This window comes from Arundinibacter roseus (assembly GCF_004348825.1).
GTDB lineage: Bacteria > Bacteroidota > Bacteroidia > Cytophagales > Spirosomataceae > Arundinibacter > Arundinibacter roseus.
In genome coordinates this window covers 367907-392819 of sequence record NZ_SMJU01000005.1, presented here as the reverse complement: position 1 = coordinate 392819, position 24913 = coordinate 367907, and the positions used below count along the sequence as shown (strand labels likewise).

Genomic DNA, 24913 nt, shown 5'->3' with positions numbered 1-24913 from the left:
TTTTTATCATTTTCCTGGAATCTCCTCCTGAATTGGGAGGAGATTCTTATTTTTGAAGCCCATGCAGCGCTAACTCAGTTTACCTACCTTTCCTCAAAAATCACATGCGTATCTTTCTTTTGCTCTACACACTTTGGTGCGCTTTCTGGTTCATTTTACTTTTTCTAATTCTGTTTCCTTTTACCTGGCTTTTTTTACAAAAAGACCGTTGGAAACCCTTCGCACACCAAATCAATCGGGTGTGGGGCAGGCTATTTTTTCCGTTAATCGGCATGCCCGTTCGGGTAGAATATCGTTTCAAACCCGCTCGCCGGGAAACGTTCGTAATATGTGCCAATCATTTTTCGTATCTCGATATTGCCACAATGGGTGTTGTGGTGGACAATTACTTTGCTTTTGTGGGCAAACATGCCGTTAAAAAAGTACCGTTGTTTGGCTATATGTTCAGGAAATTACACATTCAGGTCGACCGCGAAAAGGGTAACAGCCGGGCTTACTCGCTCAGCAAGTCGATCCGAACGTTGGCCTCAGGTCGAAGTGTGATGATTTTTCCGGAGGGAGGTATTATTACTAAAAATGCTCCTCAGATTCATCTGCCTCTCCAAAAAGGCGCATTCGTGATGGCCATTCAGCAGCAGGTACCGCTTTTGCCCGTCAGCCTGCAAACCAATCACGTACTTTTGCCCGACCGGAGTCCTTTGCGGCTGCGGCCCGGCGTTATTCGGGCCGTGGTGCATGCGCCAATTCCGACCGTTGGGCTCACGCAGGCAGATGTGCCTGACCTGATGGAGAAATGGCGGCAGGTAGTGCAGGGGGAGCTGAATAAATGAGGTCTCTTTTAATTTATAAATAGTCATGTTTCTTCCCAATCAATTTCTAAAAGAAATAGCAACTGAAAAAGATTTGCCTGAAATCAACCTTCTGGTAAACAGCGCTTATCGGGGAGATAGCGCTCGCAAAGGCTGGACTAACGAAGCCGATTTGTTTGACGGAATTCGTACGACTGAGGAGCTGCTCGCTCAGATGGTGGCGCAGCCCGGTACGGCTATTTTACTACATCGTCACGAAGTGACCCAAGCCTTGATGGGCTCGGTGTATCTTCATAAAAAAAGCGATCTCATGTATTTGGGTATGCTCACGGTTTCACCGGATGCGCAGGGGCAGGGCGTAGGGAAAGTATTGCTCGCAGATGCCGAAACGTATGCCCGACAGGCGGGTTGCCGGGTGGTGGAAATGACCGTAATTTCACTCCGTACCGAGCTCATCGCATGGTATGAACGGCGGGGATATGTGCTCACGGAAGAGCGTCGTCCTTTTCCGAAAGAGGATATAAACTTTGGAAAACCCCGGCAGGAACTGGAATTTGTGGTGATGCAGAAAGTACTTGAAGAGTGAGATTTTAGAGAAAATTTTAAATAAAGGTTGAGCAAGGATTACATTTCCCCTGCTCAACCTTTATTAGTATTGGGTGTAATATTTTCAACTTGCTATTAATCAAATATTTACATAAAATACCCGCCAAAAGATAACTTCTATCAGTTATATAAAATGACTTATTCAAAGAGCTAATTTCGCCAAAGCCTTTCATCAATCAGGAGAGGTTGTTGACTGAGAAGTCGTACCTCAGCAAACCTGGGATGCGCGGGATGAATCATGATATTTTGGGAGAAAGGTACTATAACAGAAGGTACGCCAACGGCCAGTACGTCTGGGTTTTCCAGCCAGTCATGCAGCCACTGCTGGGTTCGGTCGTAGGTTTTGTCCTGCCAGTATTCCGGCATATCTTCCACCGTATATGAACGCAGGTTGTCCGGAATTTCAATTTGAGAAAGCCAGTAGCGGGGCAAATCTTCGTAGCGTACATCAGGAGCGTGCGCAAGGGTTTCGACAAGACCCAATTCAGGGGTTGAGGTTGTGTAAAGCACTGCCGTCCCTTTGGGATTCCATCTGCCACCATACAGGCGACTGCCCACGGACGAAAGAGCCTCATGCCTGAATTTTTCCCGAATAATGCGATACACAATCATAACGCAGTACTAAGCAGGGATACCATGATCGAGGCGACCGAGAACATCATCTACCAGGCCAAACCCCGTAACCGTATCCATGAGTTGAATGGGCGATTGATCATTTAATTCCCGGATAGGATTTCTGAGCCATTGAAGTACCACGGCTGGCTTTTGGTTAAAGGTATCCAACGCGTGCAAAAGTACATTCTTCAGAAGCAGTAGCCGCTCCGAAGCCGTTGTGCCAAAGCGCTGATCTTCTTTTATATAGTGCAGGTTGCGGGGAGTCATGCTCAAAATATAAGCCATTTCCTTATCGGTAAGCCCTACAAGCGCTGCCACCTCGTCAGCCAGCGTTCTTGACACCCCTTGCCGGGCCTGACTCACTACTCCAAAATATGGCGTTGTGCTGAGGTCTTTATTCGGCTGTATTTGATTCATCGACATAGCTTCTGGTGAAAAATCTCTCTAAGATAATAAACATTTTTCACTTTGTTTTTTAAATGTTATCAATCAATCGTTCAAAATTCCCTGCCGCTTAGTTATTCCTAAAATGGCTTTGGAGCTTGGAAGGATGAGGAAGGTGCTGAAAGGATAAGTTTTGCGAGAAAGATTTTTAAAAAATAAAGGTTAAGCAAGGATTACATTTCCCCTGCTCAACCTTTATTAGTATTGGGTGTAAAATTTTTTTAGAATGAAGAAAACATGCAGAGTTAGAAACTGAATAAAATAAAAAACTATTTCAACTATTTACACAAACTCGCCACTATTTAGTCCCAGCCAACTGCCGGGCCATTTGCAAGCCTGACTGAAAGGCTCCTTCCACATTTCCCATACCAAAACCATCGCCGCCCATGAGCATAGGGTAGGGCGTGTTACAAACGACAAATGCCTGAGGGAAACGCTTATCGGCCAGGCTATACCGCCATCGATGCACCTGATAATCAGCAATACTTTCTGCTGGAATCCATTCGGTGAGTTGACCTAATAGATGTTGTCCCAACTCCATCAGGTCTCCTTCCAGGTTTTCCCGGCTAAACGTGGGCGAGGCGTGTATGGTTACGGTAGGCGGATCGTTCGCAATACCCTTTTGGTAGTTGTCGGCGATCCAGGCAATATTTCCTTCCTTAAAATTCAGAACGCCGGGTGCCGGAATCAGGGTGGGTTGTTTGAGTACCACCATCACGGCCAAACACGGCTGATAGGAAATCGTGCTGAAAGCCGACAGTTCGGTAGCAGCCAGCTCGATGGCGCTGTCGCGAAGGAGCGTGTAGGCTTGCGGGGCTGGAATAGTCAGAATCACTGCATCGGCGCTAAACAGGTGGCCAGTATCGGTACGTACCTGCACACCGCCTTCTTTTTCTTCGAGGCGCACTACCCGTTCGCCGGTTTTTATGGAAAGACCTTCGGCCATGTATTTGGGTACGGTACTCATGCCTTCCGAGCCAATATAGCGGGGATGTTCAAAGTCGGCTTCCTGCAAATTCCACTCTTTTACCACACCTACGGCCAATAATTGCTGTACGTGCGCCCGGAAGTCGGGAGTACGTACCGAAAAGTACTGCGCTCCGTGGTCGGCGCGGGAAGTCAGCAGGCGGCGGGTAGCCATGCGGCCGCCAACGCCCCGGCCTTTGTCGAGCACAGTAGCATCCCAGCCGTGTTTTTGAAGTTCATGGGCAGCGGTAAGGCCCGCCATTCCGGCGCCTATAATAATACAAGAGGGCATAGCAAAGGGGGTATGATTAAAATTTAAAGCGATTATCTACTACTTTTACTGACAACAATAAATACCTGATTTTGTTGAAGCGTCTACGTTTTTCATTTCCCTTGGTTTTGAGCATCACCAAGTACCTCATGGTCGGGCTACTGCTTTCATTTATAAGCTATTACGTGCTCTATTCTCACATATTTTATTGCCAGACCATTGGTTTTTCAACTTTTGAAAAAGTAAACAAAAAACTATACGTAAGCCCGGGCATTGCGCCAGGGCACCGGGAGCAAATGTACGCAACCATCCTCCGGGCGCGGCAGCGGGTGGCTGCTTTTTGGGGAACAGCCACGGGCGAAGCTACTATTATTTTATGTAGTAGTCCGGAGGAATATCAAAAATACTGCCACAGCAGCGAAGGCGCAGGCTGCAGCCTTGGTACTCCCTGGGGCGATTCGTACATTATACTGAATCCGTTTGGCCTCAACGAAGATGTTATTAGTCACGAAATGTGCCACGACGAACTCTTTACACGCCTGGGCTGGTGGAAAACCACCCGGCAGATTCCGCAGTGGTTCAACGAGGGCCTGGCACTCATGCTGGACCGCCGCTTTGTGGTCGAAACCGACAGTCTGCAACGGTACCAAAGCTATCACGACGAGTGGATGTACCTCACCCACGGAGCACAGGAAGTGCTGGAATTGGAGCAGTTAGCTTCTATGAAAGGGTTCTTTGGGGGAAATCAGCGGCACGTAATGCTGGCCTACATGACGGCCGGTATGGAGGTTTCCTACTGGCTTATGCTCACAGGCTCGCAGGGCGTTGGCGTTTTGATGGAGGGTATTCAGGACGGGAGGTCGTTTGATGAAAGCTATCAGGGCATGAAAAAAGCCGGGGAAGCGCGTCGGCGCCTGCCGCCTTCGTTCTACCCATTACATTAGCTTTCAATACAACGCTGGTAAAGGATTTTTTGCAGGATAATTCTAAATTCATGCATTATTTTAACAAAAAGCGTATTTTCGCCCCGTTCGGCTAAAAACCGTCAAATTCCTTTCATTTTAACCCTTTCTATGTATGCAACAATTACAATCGCTGGATTACATTGTTTTTCTCTTCTATTTTATAGTGGTAGCCGGGTATGGATATTGGGTGTATCAGCAGAAGAAATCAAAAGCAGCGTCTACAACGGACTTTTTCCTGGCGGAAGGCTCGCTAACATGGTGGGCAATCGGTGCTTCGCTTATTGCTTCCAACATCTCGGCTGAGCAGTTTATTGGCATGTCAGGAAATGGGTTTTCGATGGGATTGGCGATCTCAACCTACGAGTGGATGGCTGCCGCAACGCTGATTATCGTGGCGGTTTTTTTTATGCCGATTTACCTCAAAAACCGGATTTACACCATGCCGCAGTTCCTCAATCAGCGCTACAACCGTAGCGTAAGTCTGATTATGGCGATTTTCTGGCTGGCGCTGTATATTCTGGTTAATTTAACGTCCATTTTGTATTTGGGAGCGTTGGCCGTTTCCGGTATTTCGGGGCTGGATTTTAATCTCTGTATGTGGGCACTCGCCATTTTTGCTATCATCATTACCCTGGGCGGGATGAAGGTAATTGGGTATACCGACGTAATTCAGGTATTCTTCCTGGTCATCGGTGGTTTGGCAACTACGTATTTGGCGTTAAATTTGGTGGCCGACGATGCCGGACGGCAGGGAATGATCGCCGGCTTCAAAGCTATGACGCAAAACCACGACGACCATTTTCACATGATTTTTGAGAAAGGAACTCCATTTTACTCTCAGCTTCCTGGTCTCACCGTGCTCATTGGCGGGATGTGGATCGTGAACCTGAACTATTGGGGGTGTAATCAGTACATTACGCAGCGTGCCCTTGGAGCTGATTTGAAAACCGCCCGAAACGGTATTCTCTTTGCAGCTTTTCTGAAATTGCTCATGCCGATTATCGTCGTATTGCCTGGTATTGCGGCGTACTCTCTGTATAGCCGGGGCATGTTTCAGGCCGAAATGATGGGCCCTGACGGACTGATCAATCCTGACAAAGCGTATCCAGTACTATTGAATCTGCTGCCCGTGGGTCTGAAAGGTCTATCCTTCGCTGCTTTGACAGCCGCCGTGGTGGCTTCACTTGCCGGAAAAGCCAACAGCATTTCTACGATTTTTACACTTGATATTTTTAAAAATTATATTGGAAAAGACTACTCCGAAGCACAGCTTGTACGCATCGGACGGTATGTAGTAGTGGTTTCCATGGTTTTGGCTATCGTTGTTGCTCCATTTATGGGCATTGACAAAAAAGGAGGTTTTCAGTTTATTCAGGAAATGACCGGGTTGCTCTCTCCCGGGATATTTGCCTCCTTCATCATGGGCTTTTTCTGGAAGCGCACCAACTCTGCCGGCGCTCTATTTGCAATCGTGGGCGGTTTCCTGATTGCGTTGGCGATGCACAATGGCTTCCCTCCATTCAGCGGCTGGGAAACCGTACCTTTCCTTGATCGTATGGGGTGGGTATTTGTGATTTGTGTAGCCGTAATGATCGTATTGGGGTATGTGGCTCCGGGTCAAAACAAAGGACTTACCATTGATGTCTCCATGTTCAAAACGCACCGGACATTTACGATCGGGGCGGCCGTTATCATTGCACTTATTACGTTCCTGTATGCGTATTTCTGGTAGAACAAGATAGAGTTTTACTCCGTAAAAACGGGCTGATGCAAATCAGCCCGTTTTTTTGTTATTTGTAATTTTATTTTTAACCACTTCTGTATGTCTTTTCATTTCAGCACCGACTAACTCGTTTATTTCCTGTTCGGTCAATTGTACGTCGTATCGTTTTTCAAGTACCGCATCATTATTTTGAGCTAGTAAGATAAAATAGTTGGTAGGACCCAGCATGATCCGCAATTCTTGCTCTTTGCTCAATGGTCTTAATGTGTCAAGTTCCTTTTTTAGTAAAAGGGCTTTTTCGAGGAATTCCATAGGTCAAAGCGGGATAACTTGTTTTTCAATAATGTAAATATAACATTTTACTTTATGCTGTATAAAATCAGAATGTTGGGTTGAGAATGAGAAATGCCGGACGGGAAAATTTTCCCGTCCGGCATTTCTCATTCATTTACAGCAAGCGTTTTTTACGCTACTTCCTCTTCCTGAATCGTAATGCTCAGGATTTTATCGCCCTGACGAATAGCGTCAACCACTTCTACGCCTTCTACCACCTTGCCAAAGCAGGTATGATTGCGATCGAGGTGGGCGGTATTCTGACGGCTATGGCAGATAAAAAACTGCGATCCGCCGGTGTTACGGCCTGCGTGAGCCATCGAAAGTACGCCGCGGTCGTGGTACTGCTTTTCGCCGGTCAGCTCACAGTCGATTTTGTAGCCCGGCCCGCCACGTCCGGTTCCTTCGGGGCAGCCTCCCTGAATCATGAAGTTTGGGATTACCCGGTGGAACGTCAGGCCATTATAGAAGCCTTTTTTTGATAAATCCACAAAGTTTTTTACTGCAATGGGTGCATCATCATCATAAAACTCAATTTGCATTGTCCCCTTTTCGGTGACCATTTCTGCCTTTGTCATAGTTCGCTAACTTTTCTTAGGTAATGTAATTAGTTCACAAAGGTACTAGGAACAGGACAGGTTTTACAATCAAACGTCTAATTTAGGGCATGATTGCCACCCGATCCTGACAAGTACCTGCACGCAATCGAAAAATAGAACGACTGTCGCTAAATAAAAAGTGGGCTGCTCTTTCGGGCAGCCCACACATTTTTAATCGTGGTTTTTGAAACCTACAAGGAATCGGCCATTGCCAGAGCCGGACCATCCGCAAGCTCTTTTTGCTGTTTCATAAAGCGTGCAATTCGGGGCAAAGTTTCTGTTTTTGTCCACTCATGGCAGTACTCAGGCCGATTGGTCCACTCCTTAACCGCTACTAACCGAAATACGTATTTGGATGTTTCACGGCTTAGTTTCAGGTCAAAATAATCGTCATCGTCCTGTAAATCCATCTGCCGGATAATCTTGTTTGGACCGGCATTGTAGGCCGCTGCTACGAGCGTCCAGTCACCTAGTTGGCTATACAGCCATTTGAGGTATTTGGCGGCGGCTTTGGTAGATTTAATTAAATCTTTACGTTCGTCAACTTCATCGTTTACAACAAGCCCGAGGCCCTGGGCCGTGGCGGGCATAAACTGCCAGTATCCTGCGGCTCCGCGCGGCGAAACTGCCTCGGGGTTCATGGCGCTTTCGATGTACGGAATGTACTTGAAATCAGCCGGAATGCCATGTTTTTTGAGGATTGGCTCGATGAGTTTCATCTCCCTCCGGGCACGACTGCGGGTGCGCTGAAATGAGGGATGATCATAGAATTTTATCGCGGTTTGGTAGCGCTTCGCTACCTGCGATAGATGTAGGGGCAAGGTGTCACCGCAAAACTGCACATGGAGAATGTTGGTGTCAAATTCGGCTTCTGCAACCACTTCCGAAGGGACTTCGGAGTTGGACGTCGGAACGGCCTTGTGATCAAAAGTAAATACCCCCAACGACATTATTGATACTACGATAAATAGGAATCGGATCATGCATGTTCGGGTTGGTTCTACATAATTTAATATTGAACAAAGATAACGCAATTGAATTTAAAAAATTTCCCCGTTTGCTAAAAAACTGATTTACAGTAGTTAGTAGTAACCGGAATAAGATTAAATTCAGATGGTCAAAATGACGTGTTGTGGGAAAAGTCCAATTAAATATAATTCTTTAATTTTAGGAAATTTCAAAATTATAATTGGTATACGTTCAAATAACCAGAAAGTAACAGTAGCAAGTACAACAACGGTCCATAAAACAACTATTGTATGAAACGAACCTGTTTTATTATTTTGAACCTGCTTTGACAGCTGGGTAGAGTAACCGGAAAAAACCTAAGAGCAAGGTCAATAGGAGTGAGTAAAGATATTTGTTTTGTACTATATATATTATTAATAGTACTAAAAATGTAGACATTTGTTAGTTAACGGTATCAAAATCCTATCGTTCATGAATTGTGGATGGCCTTTGGCGTAAAAAACGGCCCTGCCTTGCTGAAAAAACCGCCCGAATTTCGGCAGCAATTGACAGCGCAATTTCCTCAGGAGTAACGGCACCAATATCCAGGCCAACGGGAGCAAAAATGCGCTCCATATCCTGCTCTTTTATAAGAGTCCCTTCCTCGGTTACTTCTCTGAATATTTTTTCTGCCCGAACCCTCGGGCCAAGCATGCCTAAATAACGAGTTTGAGAAGCTAAAACCAACGGGAAATGACGCTTATCAGTCTTGTAATCGTGCGACATCAGAATAACCGCCGTGTACGAATCCAGGATTGAGGGATCGAAGATTTCCGGTGCGATGATTTCCTGCGCAAGTTGTGCAACTTCCCGATGTATTTTTTGGGGATTGGCAACCAAGGTAATACGCCAGCCGGCCTCGTGCAGCACTCTGACTAACGGATAGACATCGTATTGATGCCCCATCAAAACGACGTGCAATTCGGGGGGTAAGAATTCGGCAAAAAAACGGATTTCACGGCCATCGCTGAGCAAAAATGAAAGCGTGGCAGAGCGGGAGTTTTGCAGGACATCTTCCACAGCATCGGGCAGCGCGGGCACAAGTTCAGGAAAATCGGCCGATAGCGTTTCGTCCATTTCTGAGGACCGGATCATGTGCCCGGCACGCAGGCCGTTGACTTCACCTTCGAGTTGTGTAATGGTCAAAAGTACATTTGCCTGTCGGTGGTCGGTTATCACCCGACGCAGAATGGCCATGGGATTATTTTTTTCGTCGGGAAAAATTGGCGCCAGTAATACATCGATGATGCCGTTGCAGCCAAGACCAACGCCAATTTGATGCGCATCGTCCTCCGTGGTGTCGTAGGTAATCAGGCTCGGAGTTGTTTTGGCAATTGCCAATCGGGCACGTTTGAGTGCGTCGCCTTCGAGACATCCGCCACTGATGCCGCCTACCCAGGTTCCGTTGTCCATCACGAGCATGCGCGCTCCGGTCCGTCGGTACGAGGAGCCTTCTACCCGGACTACCGTAGCCAATGCTGCGCGGGTGGTGGTATGATCCATGTGGTCGTAGGCTTTCAGAATGGCTTTTATCTCTTTCATGAGGGTAGATTTAACTGGGTGAGCTACAAATTAAACGGGTTTTATTCCAAATTAAAATGATAAAAATCGTATACGAACGCTGGCGTTTTACTCAACTCCAAACTCCAATGGCAGAAAGTCCGCCTTTGACATGCGCGAAGTTATATTCGGGAAAAACATCAGACAATATCTGCCAGGCTTTGCGGCTGCGCTGCCCGGACTGACAGCAAAGAACCACCTGACGATGTGGCAGGATGTCGGGCAAATGCTGCGTCAGGGTGCGTAAAGGCCAATTGACACCGCCAATATTGAAGCGTTGGTATTCGGCAGGCTCGCGCACATCAATGAGTAACGGAGGAGTAGGGCTGTCCAAAAGCGCCTGAAGCTCTTCCCAATCCAGTTCTTCCAGTGTACTTTCCGACGGCAGCGCACATACCGGGCCGTAGTCACTTTGCAACGTATCAAACGCGCGTGAAGCCGATTTGGCGGTAAACGTATACGTACGAAAACCAGCTTCCAGCGCATCGTACACCAGCAACTTTCCTGAAAGCACTTTCCCTAGCCCCAAAATGAGTTTTATAGCCTCGGTTGCCATTAGTGAACCTACCACGCCGGGCAACACACCCAATACTCCGATTTCGGCACAGTTGGGTATTTCTCCGTCTTGCGGCGGCGTGGGATACAGGCAACGGTAGGTGGGACCTCCCTGAAAATTAAAGACGCTGATTTGCCCTTCAAATTTATAAATAGAACCAAAAATCAGCGGTTTGTTTGTCAATACACAGGCATCATTGACGAGGTAGCGCGTCGGAAAATTATCGGACCCATCAACGACCAGATCATACTGAGAAATGAGCGAAAGAGCGTTGTCAGGATTCAATGCGTACACGTGCGCCTCTACGGCAATGTGCGGATTGAGCGCCTGCAACCGCTCGCGGGCGGCTTCGGCTTTGTAACGCCCCACGTCTGCCATTCCAAACAACACCTGCCGGTGCAAATTGCTAACTTCCACTTGATCAAAATCAACAATTCCGAGCGTGCCTACACCCGCAGCTGCAAGGTACGTCAGCATCGGGCAGCCCAGCCCGCCAGCACCGATGACCAGTACACGAGCGTGTTTTAACTTTTGTTGGCCGGTCGCTCCCACTTCCGGTAAAGAAAGATGCCGGGAATAGTAGTTTCGTTCGTCAGATGAGATCATAAGTTGATAGGATCGTTTAGTGAGATAGTTCAGGACAATTCTTTCCTTTCTGAATATCTTTGGATTCTACACGTGTAGACGGTACTTTCAGTAACAGTTAAAAAAGGTTGGAAGTTTGGAGGGAGGCATTTTCTAAAAAACTCCCGATCAAAAACTCCGAAGATTAAAATTAAATCAGCTATGATTTCGGTTCAGGAAGCAAAACAATTAATACAGACAAGTACGCAGGTTTTATCCAAAGAAAAAAGAACGCTAGCAGATGCTGTTGGCTACGTGCTGGCAGAAGATGTAGGCTCCACTTTGGCTTTACCGCCGTTTCGGCAGTCGTCCATGGATGGATATGCAGTTTTTCATGAAGATTTGACTACTCCTGATACAGAACTACCGCTAGTGGGCGAGTCGCGGGCTGGCACCGATACCCCGCTTCTGCTTGCACGAGGTACCACGATTCGAGTGCTCACAGGTGCACCCGTGCCCGAAGGAGCCACAGCCGTGGTGATGAAGGAGAAAACCGAGCAGCGAGAGTCGGGCATAGTTTTCAACACGGCTCAGGTGCCGGAAGGGCTCAATGTGCGGGCCATAGGGCAGCAGATTCGACCCCACGAAGTTGCCATGCCGGCCAATACTTACCTGACACCCGGCTCGGTGGGTTTTTTGGCGGCACTTAATGTTGAGGAAGTTTGGGTTTTTCGCAAGCCTTTGGTTGGCATTTTGGTGACGGGCGACGAGCTTGTGCAACCTGGTATGCCGCTACGGTTTGGGCAGGTTTACGAATCCAGTTCGGCCATGCTGGAAGCGGTTCTAAAAGCCGAAGGAGTTGAATCAATTACCATCCAATATGTGGCCGATGAGGAAGCAGCAACCACCGAAGCCCTGCGCGGAATGACAACAAAGTACGATCTCGTGTTGACCACCGGAGGTGTGTCGGTAGGTACCTACGATTTTGTAGGGACAGCGCTTGAAAAGATTGGCGTAGATTCAATATTTTATAAAGTAAAACAAAGGCCGGGCAAACCGCTGTACCTGGGCCGCAAAGATACCGCCCGAATCGTGGCTCTGCCGGGCAATCCGGCGGCGACGTTGGTTTGCTTTTATGAATATGTGCTTCCGGCGATTCGGCTGATGTATGGCCGGACGGATTGCTTTTTGCCTGCGCTTCGGCTTCCTATAACGAATGACTACTCGTTTAGTGGAGAGCGGGACGAGTTTCTGAAAGCCATAGCTACCACCGAAGCCGTGACCGCCCTGGAAGGGCAGGAGTCTTTTGTGCTGCGCTCGTTTGCGTTGGCTAATGCACTGATTTATTTGCCATCCAGCCGGCATACGGTGGCCAAAGGTGAGTTGGTTGAGGCACATTTGTTGCCATTTTTTTGTTAATGAGATTCATGCAAATTTGACTGTATTTAAAATACGGTCTTAACTTTTTCCGAACGTGACGTTATCTATTTTATATTTTGGAATGATTGCCGAGGGCGTAGGCCAATCGTTTGAAACCTGGCAGATGCCCGAGCCACTTACGGCTGGGCAACTGAAAGCCCAATTGCTGGAAAAGTATCCGGTGCTTCGGGATCGCAAATTTCAACTGGCCGTGAACCATCAACTAGCCGATGAGGCGTTGCCGATTCCGCCGCAGGCCGAAATTGCCCTACTTCCACCTTTTGCGGGTGGCTAGTGCTGATCCATTAATTTTTGTATGTATGGATCGGATCGCCAATAAATTCTCAAATAATCAGGCAAGTTGATTGCTAAAAACTTATAGCTACGCATGAGCAGTAAAACTCCCAAAAAAGTCTTTGTAGAAGGTCCCATCAGTCCGGCATTTATTTCGGATTCCATCGCCAAACATCAGTCCAAAACGAACATTGGCGCTCATGCCATTTTTTTGGGACAAATCCGGGCCGACCAAAAAGAAGAAGGCGTGGTCACTGGCATTGACTACTCAGCTTACCCCGAAATGGCGGAAGGTGTTTTTCATCAGATTCGGGAAGCAGCTTTTGAAAAATTTGAGCTTAGTTGTATGCATATTTACCACAGCCTCGGGTTGGTTCCTGTGGGCGAAATCAGCCTTTTTGTGTTTGTGTCTTCCCCGCACCGCCGCCCCACGTTTGAGGCGCTGGAATATATTGTGGAGGAAATCAAAGCCAAAGTACCCATTTTTGGAAAAGAACTCCTGGGCGATTCCGGTGCTTTTGCCTGGAAAGAAAATAGCTAAGAAATGCTGCATTAGCAGAAATCGTCAACTTCTCTCATTTTACATAGCCTTCATTTTTTCATGGTTGATATTACCCACAAATCCTTTACGCTGCGAATTGCCACGGCTCAGGCCGTGGTTCAGGTAAGCAGGTCCGAAACCATCGAGGCTATTGTTCAGCGTCGTGTGCCCAAAGGAGATGTATTCGAAATGGCCAAAGCGGCCGGTCTGCTTGCCGTCAAAAAAACCCCCGATTTACTGCCCGATTGTCACCCGATTCCGATTGAGTATACCGCTGTGGCTTATCAAATAGAAGAGGAAAGTCTGCGAATTGTGATTGAAATGACCGTCAAGACGATCTACAAAACCGGTGTAGAAGTTGAAGCCATGCACGGCGCTTCGGTGGTGGCGCTGACGATGTACGACATGTTGAAGCCGATTGACAAAGGCGTGGAGATTCAGACGATTCGGCTGCTCGAAAAAAAAGGCGGCAAGAGCGACCGTCAGGTGCATTTGCCCACCCTGAAAACCGCCGTGGTGGTTTGTTCAGATAGTATTTCCAAAGGCGTAGCCGAAGATAAATCGGGAAGAAAAATCATGGAAAAGCTGCAACCTTTTGCTATCGAAGTAAGTGATTACAGCGTCATCCCGGATGAAAAATCAGGGATTCAGGACAAAATAAAGAGTCTTTTATCGGCTGATTATAAGCTGATTATTTTTACGGGTGGCACGGGACTTTCTCCGCGCGACGTCACGCCGGAAGCGGTTTCAGAACTGCTGCATCGACCCATTCCCGGCATTGCGGAGGCAGCCCGCCAATACGGACAACAACGTGTACCTACGGCCTTGCTGTCGAGGTCGGTGGCGGGGCTTATTGATGATACCCTGATTTTGACCATGCCCGGCAGTACAGGCGGTGTGACCGAATACATGGATGCATTGTTTCCGCACGTATTGCATGTTTTTGGCGTTATGGAAGGAAAAAAACATGACTGAGGTTAGATGAGTTTTTCTCGATTTTACCAATAAGGGTTTTTGTTCAAGTATTTTTCAGAGTTGATTATTTAAGTAGAAATAAACCATTCACCATGTCTCAACCAATTTTGGATACCTTTGGCCGTCAACATACGTACCTGCGTATTTCGCTGACCGATAAGTGTAACCTTCGCTGCAATTACTGCATGCCTCACGAAGATATGCAGTTTATGCCTTCGGCATGGCTGATGTCGGCGGAGGAAATAAGTAGTATGGCGGGTATTTTTGTTGAGATGGGCGTCCAAAAAATCCGCCTGACCGGCGGAGAGCCGTTGGTACGAAAAGATGTAGGAACCATCATCGAATCTTTGGGGCAACTGCCCACAAGTTTGACGTTGACCACCAATGCGGTTTTTATTGATCAATACCTCGAAACGCTCAAAAAAGCCGGAGTAAATTCTCTCAATATTAGTTTGGATACCTTGCAGGAGGAGCGGTTTCAGACCATTACCCGGAGAAGTCATTTCAAAAAAACGCTTGATAATATTTACCGGCTGCTTGGCGAAGGATTTAGTGTAAAGTTGAACATGGTAGTCATGCGGGATTTAAATGTCGATGAAGTCATTGATTTTGTGAACCTTACCCTTCATGAACCAAACCTGCACGTTCGGTTTATTGAGTTTATGCCTTTCAATGGTAATCAATGGGACTTCTCCCGTATGGTGCCCTATCAGGAGTTACTTGATATGATCGGGGCGCAGGTTACTTTTGACCCGCTGTCCGGCGAAGCTCACGACACGGCCCGAACTTTTCGCATTGCAGGCGGGCAGGGAACGTTCGGGATTATCAGCACCATCACCAATCATTTTTGTGCAGGCTGTAATCGCATTCGCCTTACTGCCGATGGGAAGTTGAAAAACTGCCTTTTTGATACCAAAGAAGTCGATTTACTCGGGGCACTGCGTCGGGGAGAAGACATCCGTCCGCTCATTTTGGCTCATTTTCAGGCCAAGCATTTTGCACACGGAGGTCATAGTAATTTTCAGGAAAAAGGAGCCAAAGCCGAGTATGAACAAAACCGCAGCATGATCGCCATTGGTGGCTGATTCTGCGGTAGTTTTTACCCGGCTTTGACCTGATAACCAAGGTTTTTTACTTCTCTTTTCTAAATAAATATCTCGTAATAAAAAGCCCGGTAGACCCGCCATTCCCGGGACTAACTACACCCGGCGTTACGGTAAACAGCTCCCAGCCATTGGCATTCATTTGCGAAACTTTCTCCAAAATCAACTGCTCATTTGTGTTGATATTCTGGAAGTTAATACCCGCAATGCTGAAAAAATTCTTCATGTCCAGCTCTTCTTTCATGCCCCCTTTTTCATTTACAAGCATTCGCGAACGACCAAGCCCACCGGGCACAACCGACTCGATCGTGGTGATTTGGGTGTAGTCGTAGGCAACTACTTTGGGTGCAGATTTAAAGGCAAAAAATCCACCGATCATCAGCAGAGCGGCGAGCAATCCCCAGGCATTTTTCATAAATAAAAGTAAATTTTGGTTGAGATAAACAGATGTGAAAAATACATAATTATTCACATAAAAGCGGTTTCTGTGTATCCAAAATTCAGCGGTCCGAAATCAGAATCTAAATTGCAGTCGACAGGTAAACTGATTATCGGTCAGGTCTTTCTGAAAGCCTTCGAGCAAGGTTTCTTCATTTTTTACCCGATCAACCCATAAAAGCAACCGTAGGTTTGCACTTACGTAGTAATTATATCCAAAACCAAGCGTATGAAAGTTTACATCGGCTCCGGTAAAAGTCTGATCGAGCTGCTTACCAGCTACGGCACTATTGGGGTCGTACCAGTCATATTTTACCAGAAACTGATGTTTTGGGTTTTTTAAGGAATGCAGAAAGTAAAAATAAGCGCCATTAAACGGACGAATGTAAAGCGGTCCCGGCAGGCCGTTTCGGAGCGGAATTGTGCCCGGAGTTTCAGTGGTAGTTCGCGTAGATGTTTGTGTGCCGGCAATGTACTCGGCCCGTAGCTCGGTGGAGCCAAGCTTATTTTTGATAAGAAGCTGCATATCAGCACCTACATAGTGTCGGGGGGCAATGTTCCCAACATTTTCGGCGGAGTCATCGAGTTCAAATCTATCACCCTTCATACGGTAAATCTCATTGGTAAACTGCTGCATACCGCCATATAAAACAGAAGCTCCTGCCGACAGAATCAAATTGGAGGAAATGGGTAGCTGCTTGACCGACACCCGGCTGATTAAGTCTTTATAACTATCAAAATCAGTAGTGCCGCTCAGTCCTTGTCCATTGAAAAAACCGAGATCAATTTTTAGAAAAGAAAGCGAATGTTCTGAGCGTTGAGGGTTAAAGGAAATCATAGCGCCCAAATCCCGTTCCGTACGCATCAGGAGTTGCGACATGCGTCCCCGCTCGGGAGATTCGCGGTCGCTTGACCCTAAATTAATTTCGTAGCCAAAGGGGCGCGGAAAGATTCCGGCCGTGAGGTTAATAACACTCCATTTGTTTTCAAATATTCGTCCGAAGAAATCGCGCGTGAAAAAGCCACGCTCCGTACCGTCAAACTGATATACAAAAAAGACCGTTGGCAGACCTTCTTCGTTCACGTGGGTGTAGTCGAGGCGTAAGCGTCCACGCCGCAACATAAACCGGTTGTTTACGGCCTCAGGGAAGTTGCCTCCGTTAAAACTTGGGGCGCCTTTTGACTCAATTACTTGGTATTGGGGCTGAATATACCCGCTGAACCGCAAACGATTAAATTTCTCGTATAATGAAAAAAGCCCTTTGTTGTACTGCGTAGTGTCGGTCAGGTTGTCCATAATAAGCTGCGCCCGGCACAGGGGAGCCGCAAATAAGAGCAACAAACCAATCAGAGTATGGAATATGGGTTTTTTAATAAACATCATGAATGGAAAAGTAGACAAGCTGCCCACGTCCTTTTAAAAGTTACGTGCCTTGAAGCGGGCAGGATTGGCCCACAGCGTTTTTCGGTTTTCACTCAGGAAATCTTATTTTTCAAATAAGCTACAAGTACTTCCAGGCCGCGGTCAAACCGTTGATGATTATTGATAATCAAATCTGCTTCTGAACGGAGTGGCTTGATGAATTTATCGTAGGTAGGTGCTACGTGATGTTCCCAGCGGTAGAGTACATCGTCGAGGTCGTAGCCTCGCTCATTGTTATCACGGATAATCCGGCGTTTTATTTTGATATGCTCTTTGGCATCTACAAAAACTTTAAGATCAATCAGTTCTGCAATTTCGGGGAAATAAAACACAAAAATACCTTCCACAATAATGATGGGTGTAGGGGTAAACGTGAGCATTTTGGGTTCGAGCAGCGGATTATTAAAGGTATATTCTTTTTGATGAACAATATTTCCTTTTCTCAGCTCGGCAATATGCTCTGCAAACAGCCGGTGATCAATCGTTTCGGGGAGGTCAAAGTTTTCCACACCATTCTGATCTCTCGGGATTTCGTGAATCGGGCGGTAATAATTATCCTGCGAAATCCGGCATATTTCCTCACTTGTAAAGGATGCCAGCAGACTTTTCATAAAAAACGTTTTGCCGGAAGCGCTTCCGCCCGTAATACCCACAATGAAGGGCTTGGTATTTTGATGAGTCATGAGATCTGATTTCTTGGGTGTCAGCGGAAAAAGCTTTCTTTCCGAAATTGGGCACGAATATCCGAAAAATTACAAAGCGAGCGAAGAACCGGGCGTATGTTCTTTCAGATTTGGGTCCGGTTATTCCACAATCGCCAGTTTACCTGCTTTTGATTCGGAACCATCGGCGGCGGTTAGCAATACCAGGTAAATCCCGCCGCGGGCCCGGCGGCCGGTATAATCGCGCAAATCCCAGGAAGCCGTTCCGCCCTGCGACCGGGTTTCAAACACCAGGCGCCCGCTCAAATCCGTCACTTTTACAACCGTTTGATCCGGTACATTTTTAAATCCCACCAATCCCTGGTAGTCAGGCCGAACCGGATTGGGGAAAATTAAAACAGATTCTACCGAAGTTGACGGGCTCGTAGCATCCGTTCGGTAGGACACCATGCCCGAGGGAGTCTCAATAAATAACTGTCCTTCTGCCTCGTCCAGAAAAAGTCCTCGAACTTCCTGAGATGGTAAAGGGCTGTTGACAGCAGTGAAATGACGAAGGAGGCGAGTGCCGTCGGGGTTAAATAAGTACAAACCTTCGTTGGTACCTATCCATTTTCGGTTGCCGGGTTCGGTCACGATGGCGCGGCTCGTTTGGGTGCTTAGTAACCTGCGCTGTCCAAAAATAGGATAAGTTGCCTGAACATTCCCGCCTGACAAAACGCCTTCGGGAACAAAATAGCCCACGCCGCGATCAGCCGCAAACCAGATTCGACCATCCCGATCCTGGGACAAACTATTGATCTGAGAAGAAGGGAGGGCACCATTGGCCGGTGAAACCGACAAGTAGCGCTGCGCTCCTGAAACCGGATTTTGTACCAGAATCCCGCCACCCAGGCGCAAAGGCAGGCGCGTCCAGCTCAATCCATTCCGATCCAGAATGATAGAGTCGGTGCGGGCAGGCAGGGTAGTATCAGCCGTAAGCGGACTATATGACTGAAAATTTCCCCCAAAATTGCCTACCAATCCTGCTTTTGCATCAGCCACCCAAAGATTATTGGCGGCGTCGAGCAGGGCGTCCTGTGGGGAAGTAAGCAACGCATGACGAAAAGCCGTGACCTGATCCTGCGGATTTAGTATCAACACACGGTCGTCAAGCGTTGCCATCAGCCGATCATTATGGGTACGGAGAGAAAAACGCCTGCCGGAATTCGGGTAAATCAGTTGCCAGTCTCTATTGGAACGTCGGTAAATGCCAGAACCAGCTACACCCGCATAAAGGGCTTCCTGAAAAACCGCCAGCGATGTAGGTGAATGCTGGAAAGGAACTGCCCGCCAGTTTTCATAAAATTGACGGTTGAGGGTTTCGTTCATAGAAGTACCCAGAATGCCGGTGGGCGTCAACACAAACAGGCTATCTGCCATAAAAGCGATTTGGTTTACGGCCACTATGGTACCATTGGGGCCAATGGCGCGGTAGGATTCCATGACCTGCCTGCGGGCGGGATCAACCACGACAACGCCGAATGAGGTAGCGAGGTAGGCCAAATCCTCACGAAATACTATATCTCTGATTTGGCGATTGGCAGGCAAATTAGCAGCATCCCGCAGAAATGTCCATTCGCGAATCTCTCCCAAAGTGCCATTTTCTTCGACGGAAACAAGATCCAGCAAACCACTTCGATAGCCAATCAAAAGCAGTTGCTGAGCGGGATTCCAGGCCAGGCTACTGATGCCGGTATCGTGTAAACCATCAAGTTTGGAAAAAAGAGTGATGTTTTGTGTCGTTGGCTCAAAGCTAAAAAAACTGTTGTACGAGCTGCAGTACAGGCGATTTTGAATCTGAATGAGCCGTTGAGCCGATAGATAATTAAAATGAGTTTTCCAGCCGTTGAGTGGTACCTCCTGCTGCGCAAAAACTCCGATGCAGGAAATGATTACCCCTAAGAAACACAAAAATAGCTTTTTCATACGCCATAGGCTGTCAAAACCAACGACCGCCCGGAGGCGTGGTTGCGGTGCTCGCACAGGTAAATGCCCTGCCAGATTCCGAGGTTGAGACGACCATTGGTGATAGGTATTTGTACCGAACTTCCCAGAATAGCAGATTTTATATGGGCGGGCATGTCATCGCTGCCTTCGTAGGTATGAATGTAATAAGGAGCGTTTTCGGGGACGAGCGTATTAAAATGGCTTTCAAAATCACGCCTAACCGTTGGATCTGCGTTTTCATTGATCGTCAGACTGGCTGATGTGTGCTGAATAAACACATGCAGAAGTCCGGCTTTGATCCGGCGCAGGTCGGGAAATTCGCGGACAATCTGATCGGTAATCAGATGAAAACCCCGAGGCCGGGCGGCTAGTATGAATTCATGTTGAAATACCAGCATTTGATGGACTTATTGGGCCATTTCGCTTCTGATTTTGGTCAGTTCCAGCGGGCTTATTCGTAGAAAAGAAGCCAACGTTTTTATTGGAATTTCCTGCGCCAAACCGGGATATTCTTCATTGAACAGTTGGAGGCGGGTGCGGACATCCTGCATGTTGAGCCTGCGGCCCAACGCACGCTGATGCTGAACTTCTTCTAAAAGTTTTTGTACGAGCCGCGTCCACATCGGAATTTGATCATACATTTTAATCAAATCTTCATAGCGCAATATCCAAAGACGGCAGTCGGTTACGGCCTGAATGTTTTCATTGGCAGGAGCCTGATAGCGAAAACTATCGGGCAGCACGGCAATTGCCCCTTTGGGAATAAAATAGCGTGTTACTTCACCGTCCTGGTCAAAATGAAGCACACGCAGAGTGCCCTGAGTGACAAAGCCGATCGTACGGCAAATGTTTCCTTCCCGCAACAAATAGTCACCTTCCTGCAGGTGCATTTCCCGAAGTGAATTTCCTAAGTTCTCAAACTGAGGGTCAGACAAGGTAATGTATCGACTCAGAAATTCTTTTAATAGTTTCATAGTTTTTCAAAACTCACATGAGCGGCAAGTAGGGTGTGTGGAGAGGGAAAACAAAAAATGAATACATGAATTAAAGTTAAGGTTTATTTTCAACAGTAACTACCGCAAGGCCACGACTGGTTCCGGTTCCGCACGCATTTTTTAACGAGCTAATCGTGAATTCTGTTGTGGTGGTTGGCGATACAGTTATAAAATAAGGGTTTAAAAAGGTTCCCTGTACCGTAGAGCCATCTGAAAGCGTAAAAGACCAGGGTGGAAGGCCGTTTTTGAACCGAAGCCGGATGCGGGTAGAGCCTCCCCCCGGAATAATACTTTTCCCAAATACTTCGCCAACGGCGGCATCCGGTGCCACTACTTTTAATTCGAGCGGCTCACTGGCTACGGCCGGTGCGGTAGCTACAAGGCGAATGCGCTGTACGCTGATGGTATCGCCCTGATAAGGCGGGGTTACTTTTACTTTCAGCGGACTTTCTTTGCCGGTTGTAGGTAAATCAACGTAGCGCCCTGTGCTATCGGCGATCTGAACGATGAATTTATTGGCGGCATAAAATCGCCCGGTGGTGGTAAAGGGTACGCTGATTTCCCCACCCGAACAGATCAGCGTCTGCGAAGGCTTCTCCATCGCAATGGTTGAAGGTGGTACATCGACCGAAACGTAGGCTTGGCCCGTAAACGTACCAACACCACACAAACCTCCTGCGGACGTAAAGCGGTAAGAGGTTGTGTTATAGGGGGTTACTTTTAAGGTGTATGGACTGGTAGTAATATTATTTTCGTACGTCCCATCTGAAAGTAGTACAAACCATGGCCCGCCTCCCTGAAAACGAACGGTAAGTTCGGCAGCGCCACCTTCTTTAAGTCGAATGGTGTCGTTTTGCAGGAAGGCAATGGTTGGGGCTGCTACCACGACTTTGGTAGAATCGCTCACTAACGTAGGCGATGAGGAAATAACCCGAAGGAGGTACTCCCCCGTAGGTGTCCCGGCCGGTACTTTTGCCATAATGGGACCCAGCGAATCTGCCACCGAAATAGTCTGGAATTCTCCGTTACGATCGGTGAGCTGCACCACAAACGAATTTCCTGCTTTATAGCTTCCTGTGGCATTAAATGCTACCTGAAACGGAGTGTTGGTACAAACCCGATACCCTTTTTCGGCATCTTTCAGCGCAAGGCGCGGTTCCGGGTTTGCATCTACGTTTACGATTACACTACCTTCGGTTTGGCCGCTTCCACAGGCATTGGCTACTCCGAGAAGCGTATACGTCTGGATTTTTTCCGGCTTTACAGAAAAATAGTATGGATTGGTTAAAGTTTGACTGACGGTGCTACTATCGGAAAGCTGAAATGACCAGGGTGCTGCGCCCGTAAAACTCACGCGCAGTTGTGCTTCCTGTCCTGGCATAATCCGTGAAGACGTTGAGCCATCGGCTGTTTCCAGCCGCGCCGAAGCCAAAGGAAGCAATCGGATAGGCATTTCTGCGCTTGTAATGACTGGACTCGTAGACAATACCCGTATTTTGTATAAATGCCCACCCTTTTTATCAGCCGGAATAATGGCCTGAATTGGGCCACTTTTCACATTCTGGGAAATCGTAATAAAATTTCCGCTGGCATCGGCCAACTGAACCGCAAACGTATTGTCGGGATTGAAGGGCCCCAAAGCCGTAAATGGAACCGAAACCCGGCTGCCCGGACAAACCGACCAATAAGAAAGGTTGCCGATAACAACCGAAGAAACCTGCGAGGTATCTATGACCGGAACACCATATTGCCCGGAATTGGTATCAGGCTCAATGGTTGGTAAATCATTCGTATTTAGTGGAGTAACCACATTGCGTCCTTCCTGCGGATTGACAAGTGTCGTGTCCGTTTGTGGCACAGTGGGAATAATCTGTGCATAAACAGGCAGAAAAAAACCTGAACAAATTAAGAGAATGAAGGCAGTGTAATAAGTTTTAACCATAGCAACATGATGTGATCCTGATTCTTGAAACGAAAAAACGGATGAAACAGTCCGTTGGTATGTATTTTTAAATTTCAATATAACCTAAGCAATTACCGGCCATTTCAATGATGGGCCACAAGCTTGCTTCCCCGCAAAACCGGCACCACGTCGTACAAGTCGGTCTGTAAAGAATAGGTAATGTCCTTTTGAATGCCTAACCGCTGTAACCTGCGTACATGCGACGAATTGGCTACAAAAGCAGGTAAATTGTTTTTGCCTTGATTATAAAGCCGCTGCGCCATCAGCACGCTGTCTTCCATGAGCATAAACTCATCTTTGAGGGCTTCGGCCAACGCACCGGCAAAGAGCGTGTCTTCCAGATTGGGGCGACCTTTCCATCCTGCACACAAAACCAAAATGTCGTACTGCTCGGCACGTAACTGATTGGCCAGGGCTCCTAAATTCAGAAATGCCCCCACCATTACTTTCACCGCCCCGGCTTTGGCTTTGGAAATAGATAGCGTACCGTTGGTAGTGGTCATAGCTACTTGGGAGCCAATCAGGCTTTCGGACATGTAGCTAAACGGCGAATTGTCCAGATCAAAACCTTCTACCTTCAATGCATTGCGTTCAGCAGCAGCGAGATAGCCTTTGAGTTGCAAGGCCTTGCATTCTTCTATGGTGGCCACGGGCGTAATGCTCTCAATGCCATAAGCCAAACCCGTAACCATGCAGGAAGTAGCCCTGAAAATGTCTGCTACGACGACAATTGAATTGTCAAGAGAATGTAAATGCAGCAGATCAGGTGTAAGGCAGACGTCAAGTTGTTTCATGAGAGGTAGTTAAATGGAGCGCTTTTGGTCAGGAAAAGTAGGTGTCATCCTGAGTTTTGACGATTTGTTTACGATGGTTTTTGAATATATTATTTCTGAAACTGTACCAAGAAAAATTTTAACAAAATGGCATTTTTACTACCTGCGCTTTCAGGAGTTTCTCCCGAACCTGTACAAAAATTTCAGTACCCGGTTTTGCGAAATCAATGGGAACGTAGCCCATGCCTACGCCCTTTTGCAACGTAGGCGAAAGCGTGCCGGAGGTTACCTCTCCGATTATCTCTCCTCCTTCATTACAAATTGCATAGTGTCCACGCGGAATCCCCTTTTGAAGTAGCTCAAAACCAACGAGTTTGCGCATAAGTCCGGCTTCTTTTTGGGCTTTTAGTGCGTCAGAGTTTACAAAGTCTTTGGTAAACTTGGTGACCCATCCGAGGCCGGCTTCGAGCGGAGAGGTCATGTCGTTGATGTCGTTGCCATACAGGCAGTACCCTTTTTCAAGACGCAGCGTATCGCGCGCACCAAGACCTACGGGTTTGATGCCAAACTCAGCGCCAGCCTCAAAAATCGCTTCCCACATCGCAGCTGCGTCGTCGGCCCATACATAGATTTCAAATCCACCGGCACCGGTATATCCCGTAGCCGAAATCAGCACGTCATCAATACCTGCCATGCGGCCTTTTGTGAAGGTATAATAGTCCATATCGGCCAGCACTACATCCGTTAATTTTTGCAGCGTAGCGGTTGCTTTCGGTCCCTGCACGGCCAACAGACAAAGTCGGTCGGAAATATTTTCCATTTCTACACCTTCGGTATTGTGGCTCATGATCCAATCCCAGTCTTTTTCAATATTGGATGCATTCACCACGAGATAGTATTCTTCTTCATTATAACGATACACCAGCAAATCGTCTACTACGCCTCCCGTTGCGTTGGGCATATAGCTGTATTGCACCTTGCCGTCGAAAAGCATCGACGCGTCGTTGGCCGATATTTTCTGGATCAGCGCCAGGGCACCGGGGCCTTTCACGACAAACTCTCCCATGTGCGAAACATCAAAAACTCCCACGCCCTGCCGTACCGTATGATGCTCTTCCAGATCGGAAGAATAGCGCACGGGCATTTGAAAACCTGCAAAAGGGACAATTTTGGCACCCAACTTTACGTGGATCTCATGTAAGGGAATCGTTTTCATTCGCTGCATATCTGTTTAATGAAGGTGCAAAAGTAGGAAAAGCCGACCAAAGCCGTGCGATTTCCTGATAGTTTTGCGTGTATACCCGGGCTTGTGTACAACTTAG

The 24913-nt window shown here is 47.4% G+C and carries 26 protein-coding genes; 9 read left to right on the top strand and 17 right to left on the bottom strand.

Features of this window, described 5'->3' with window-relative positions; all coding sequences use genetic code 11:
- The first annotated feature begins 104 nt into the window (after positions 1 to 104).
- Together EZE20_RS09950 and EZE20_RS09945 are read left to right on the top strand one after the other, a co-directional pair.
- Positions 105 to 830, top strand: a complete 726-nt coding sequence (locus EZE20_RS09950) for a lysophospholipid acyltransferase family protein (RefSeq protein WP_132117070.1) — start codon at positions 105 to 107, stop codon at positions 828 to 830.
- Positions 831 to 855: 25 nt separating this feature from the next.
- The gene (locus EZE20_RS09945) at positions 856 to 1395 is read left to right on the top strand and encodes a GNAT family N-acetyltransferase (protein ID WP_132117068.1); all 540 of its coding nucleotides are present in this window, start codon (positions 856 to 858) and stop codon (positions 1393 to 1395) included.
- A gap of 170 nt (positions 1396 to 1565) precedes the next feature.
- On the opposite strand, the gene EZE20_RS09940 is transcribed toward EZE20_RS09945, so the two are convergent.
- From EZE20_RS09940 to EZE20_RS09930, 3 genes are all read right to left on the bottom strand, one after another.
- Positions 1566 to 2027 (bottom strand): RES family NAD+ phosphorylase, encoded by a 462-nt coding sequence (locus EZE20_RS09940; protein ID WP_132117066.1) that lies wholly within the window; start codon positions 2025 to 2027, stop codon positions 1566 to 1568.
- A gap of 9 nt (positions 2028 to 2036) precedes the next feature.
- A complete protein-coding gene (locus EZE20_RS09935) occupies positions 2037 to 2447 on the bottom strand; it encodes an antitoxin Xre/MbcA/ParS toxin-binding domain-containing protein (RefSeq protein ID WP_132117064.1) in 411 nt (136 codons plus the stop codon).
- 325 nt (positions 2448 to 2772) lie between these two features.
- Positions 2773 to 3732, bottom strand: coding sequence for an NAD(P)/FAD-dependent oxidoreductase (locus tag EZE20_RS09930; RefSeq protein WP_132117062.1), 960 nt, complete (start codon positions 3730 to 3732; stop codon positions 2773 to 2775).
- 71 nt (positions 3733 to 3803) lie between these two features.
- Here EZE20_RS09930 and EZE20_RS09925 point away from each other — a divergent pair, with 71 nt between their 5' ends.
- Both EZE20_RS09925 and EZE20_RS09920 read left to right on the top strand, forming a co-directional pair.
- The gene (locus tag EZE20_RS09925; RefSeq protein WP_199879884.1) at positions 3804 to 4655 is read left to right on the top strand and encodes a hypothetical protein; all 852 of its coding nucleotides are present in this window, start codon (positions 3804 to 3806) and stop codon (positions 4653 to 4655) included.
- A 133-nt stretch (positions 4656 to 4788) separates the two neighbouring features.
- Positions 4789 to 6408: a sodium/sugar symporter gene (locus EZE20_RS09920; RefSeq protein ID WP_132117060.1), complete on the top strand. Its 1620-nt coding sequence runs from the start codon at positions 4789 to 4791 to the stop codon at positions 6406 to 6408.
- Between the two features lie 42 nt (positions 6409 to 6450).
- Here the strand turns inward: EZE20_RS09920 and EZE20_RS09915 are convergent, their stop codons facing one another.
- The 5 genes from EZE20_RS09915 to moeB all read right to left on the bottom strand — a co-directional run bounded on the left by EZE20_RS09915 (position 6451) and on the right by moeB (position 11061).
- Positions 6451 to 6711, bottom strand: a complete 261-nt coding sequence (locus tag EZE20_RS09915; RefSeq protein WP_132117058.1) for a hypothetical protein — start codon at positions 6709 to 6711, stop codon at positions 6451 to 6453.
- Between the two features lie 152 nt (positions 6712 to 6863).
- Positions 6864 to 7310, bottom strand: a complete 447-nt coding sequence (locus EZE20_RS09910) for a peptidylprolyl isomerase (RefSeq protein ID WP_132117056.1) — start codon at positions 7308 to 7310, stop codon at positions 6864 to 6866.
- A gap of 212 nt (positions 7311 to 7522) precedes the next feature.
- On the bottom strand, positions 7523 to 8314 hold the full coding sequence (locus tag EZE20_RS09905; RefSeq protein WP_132117054.1) for a lytic transglycosylase domain-containing protein: 792 nt from the start codon (positions 8312 to 8314) through the stop codon (positions 7523 to 7525).
- 448 nt (positions 8315 to 8762) lie between these two features.
- The gene (locus tag EZE20_RS09900) at positions 8763 to 9881 is read right to left on the bottom strand and encodes an XdhC family protein (protein ID WP_132117052.1); all 1119 of its coding nucleotides are present in this window, start codon (positions 9879 to 9881) and stop codon (positions 8763 to 8765) included.
- Positions 9882 to 9972: 91 nt separating this feature from the next.
- Positions 9973 to 11061, bottom strand: coding sequence for a molybdopterin-synthase adenylyltransferase MoeB (moeB, locus tag EZE20_RS09895; RefSeq protein ID WP_228713666.1), 1089 nt, complete (start codon positions 11059 to 11061; stop codon positions 9973 to 9975).
- A 180-nt stretch (positions 11062 to 11241) separates the two neighbouring features.
- On the opposite strand from moeB, the gene EZE20_RS09890 reads away from it, so the two are divergent.
- The 5 genes from EZE20_RS09890 to moaA all read left to right on the top strand — a co-directional run bounded on the left by EZE20_RS09890 (position 11242) and on the right by moaA (position 15333).
- Positions 11242 to 12438, top strand: coding sequence for a molybdopterin molybdotransferase MoeA (locus EZE20_RS09890; protein WP_132117050.1), 1197 nt, complete (start codon positions 11242 to 11244; stop codon positions 12436 to 12438).
- A gap of 55 nt (positions 12439 to 12493) precedes the next feature.
- Positions 12494 to 12733, top strand: coding sequence for a MoaD/ThiS family protein (locus EZE20_RS09885; protein ID WP_132117048.1), 240 nt, complete (start codon positions 12494 to 12496; stop codon positions 12731 to 12733).
- A gap of 93 nt (positions 12734 to 12826) precedes the next feature.
- Positions 12827 to 13273, top strand: coding sequence for a molybdenum cofactor biosynthesis protein MoaE (locus tag EZE20_RS09880; RefSeq protein ID WP_132117046.1), 447 nt, complete (start codon positions 12827 to 12829; stop codon positions 13271 to 13273).
- 60 nt (positions 13274 to 13333) lie between these two features.
- On the top strand, positions 13334 to 14248 hold the full coding sequence (gene moaCB, locus EZE20_RS09875) for a bifunctional molybdenum cofactor biosynthesis protein MoaC/MoaB (protein WP_132117044.1): 915 nt from the start codon (positions 13334 to 13336) through the stop codon (positions 14246 to 14248).
- A gap of 92 nt (positions 14249 to 14340) precedes the next feature.
- On the top strand, positions 14341 to 15333 hold the full coding sequence (moaA, locus tag EZE20_RS09870) for a GTP 3',8-cyclase MoaA (protein WP_132117042.1): 993 nt from the start codon (positions 14341 to 14343) through the stop codon (positions 15331 to 15333).
- 46 nt (positions 15334 to 15379) lie between these two features.
- Here the strand turns inward: moaA and EZE20_RS09865 are convergent, their stop codons facing one another.
- The 9 genes from EZE20_RS09865 to gcvT form a co-directional block, all read right to left on the bottom strand.
- Complete coding sequence (locus EZE20_RS09865; RefSeq protein WP_199879883.1) at positions 15380 to 15766, bottom strand: hypothetical protein; 387 nt, start codon at positions 15764 to 15766, stop codon at positions 15380 to 15382.
- A gap of 99 nt (positions 15767 to 15865) precedes the next feature.
- Positions 15866 to 17173, bottom strand: coding sequence for a porin (locus EZE20_RS09860; RefSeq protein ID WP_228713664.1), 1308 nt, complete (start codon positions 17171 to 17173; stop codon positions 15866 to 15868).
- 92 nt (positions 17174 to 17265) lie between these two features.
- Complete coding sequence (gene udk, locus EZE20_RS09855; protein ID WP_132117040.1) at positions 17266 to 17895, bottom strand: uridine kinase; 630 nt, start codon at positions 17893 to 17895, stop codon at positions 17266 to 17268.
- Between the two features lie 120 nt (positions 17896 to 18015).
- Positions 18016 to 19839: a PorZ beta-propeller-like domain-containing protein gene (locus tag EZE20_RS09850; RefSeq protein ID WP_132117038.1), complete on the bottom strand. Its 1824-nt coding sequence runs from the start codon at positions 19837 to 19839 to the stop codon at positions 18016 to 18018.
- The gene (locus EZE20_RS09845; protein ID WP_132117036.1) at positions 19836 to 20258 is read right to left on the bottom strand and encodes a secondary thiamine-phosphate synthase enzyme YjbQ; all 423 of its coding nucleotides are present in this window, start codon (positions 20256 to 20258) and stop codon (positions 19836 to 19838) included. Before EZE20_RS09845 ends, EZE20_RS09850 begins: the two co-directional genes overlap by 4 nt.
- A gap of 9 nt (positions 20259 to 20267) precedes the next feature.
- Complete coding sequence (locus tag EZE20_RS09840) at positions 20268 to 20834, bottom strand: Crp/Fnr family transcriptional regulator (protein WP_132117034.1); 567 nt, start codon at positions 20832 to 20834, stop codon at positions 20268 to 20270.
- Positions 20835 to 20910: 76 nt separating this feature from the next.
- On the bottom strand, positions 20911 to 22713 hold the full coding sequence (locus tag EZE20_RS09835) for a hypothetical protein (protein ID WP_132117032.1): 1803 nt from the start codon (positions 22711 to 22713) through the stop codon (positions 20911 to 20913).
- A gap of 188 nt (positions 22714 to 22901) precedes the next feature.
- Positions 22902 to 23612, bottom strand: coding sequence for a 2-phosphosulfolactate phosphatase (locus EZE20_RS09830; RefSeq protein WP_132117030.1), 711 nt, complete (start codon positions 23610 to 23612; stop codon positions 22902 to 22904).
- 118 nt (positions 23613 to 23730) lie between these two features.
- On the bottom strand, positions 23731 to 24807 hold the full coding sequence (gcvT, locus tag EZE20_RS09825) for a glycine cleavage system aminomethyltransferase GcvT (protein WP_132117028.1): 1077 nt from the start codon (positions 24805 to 24807) through the stop codon (positions 23731 to 23733).
- Between the last annotated feature and the right edge of the window lie 106 nt (positions 24808 to 24913).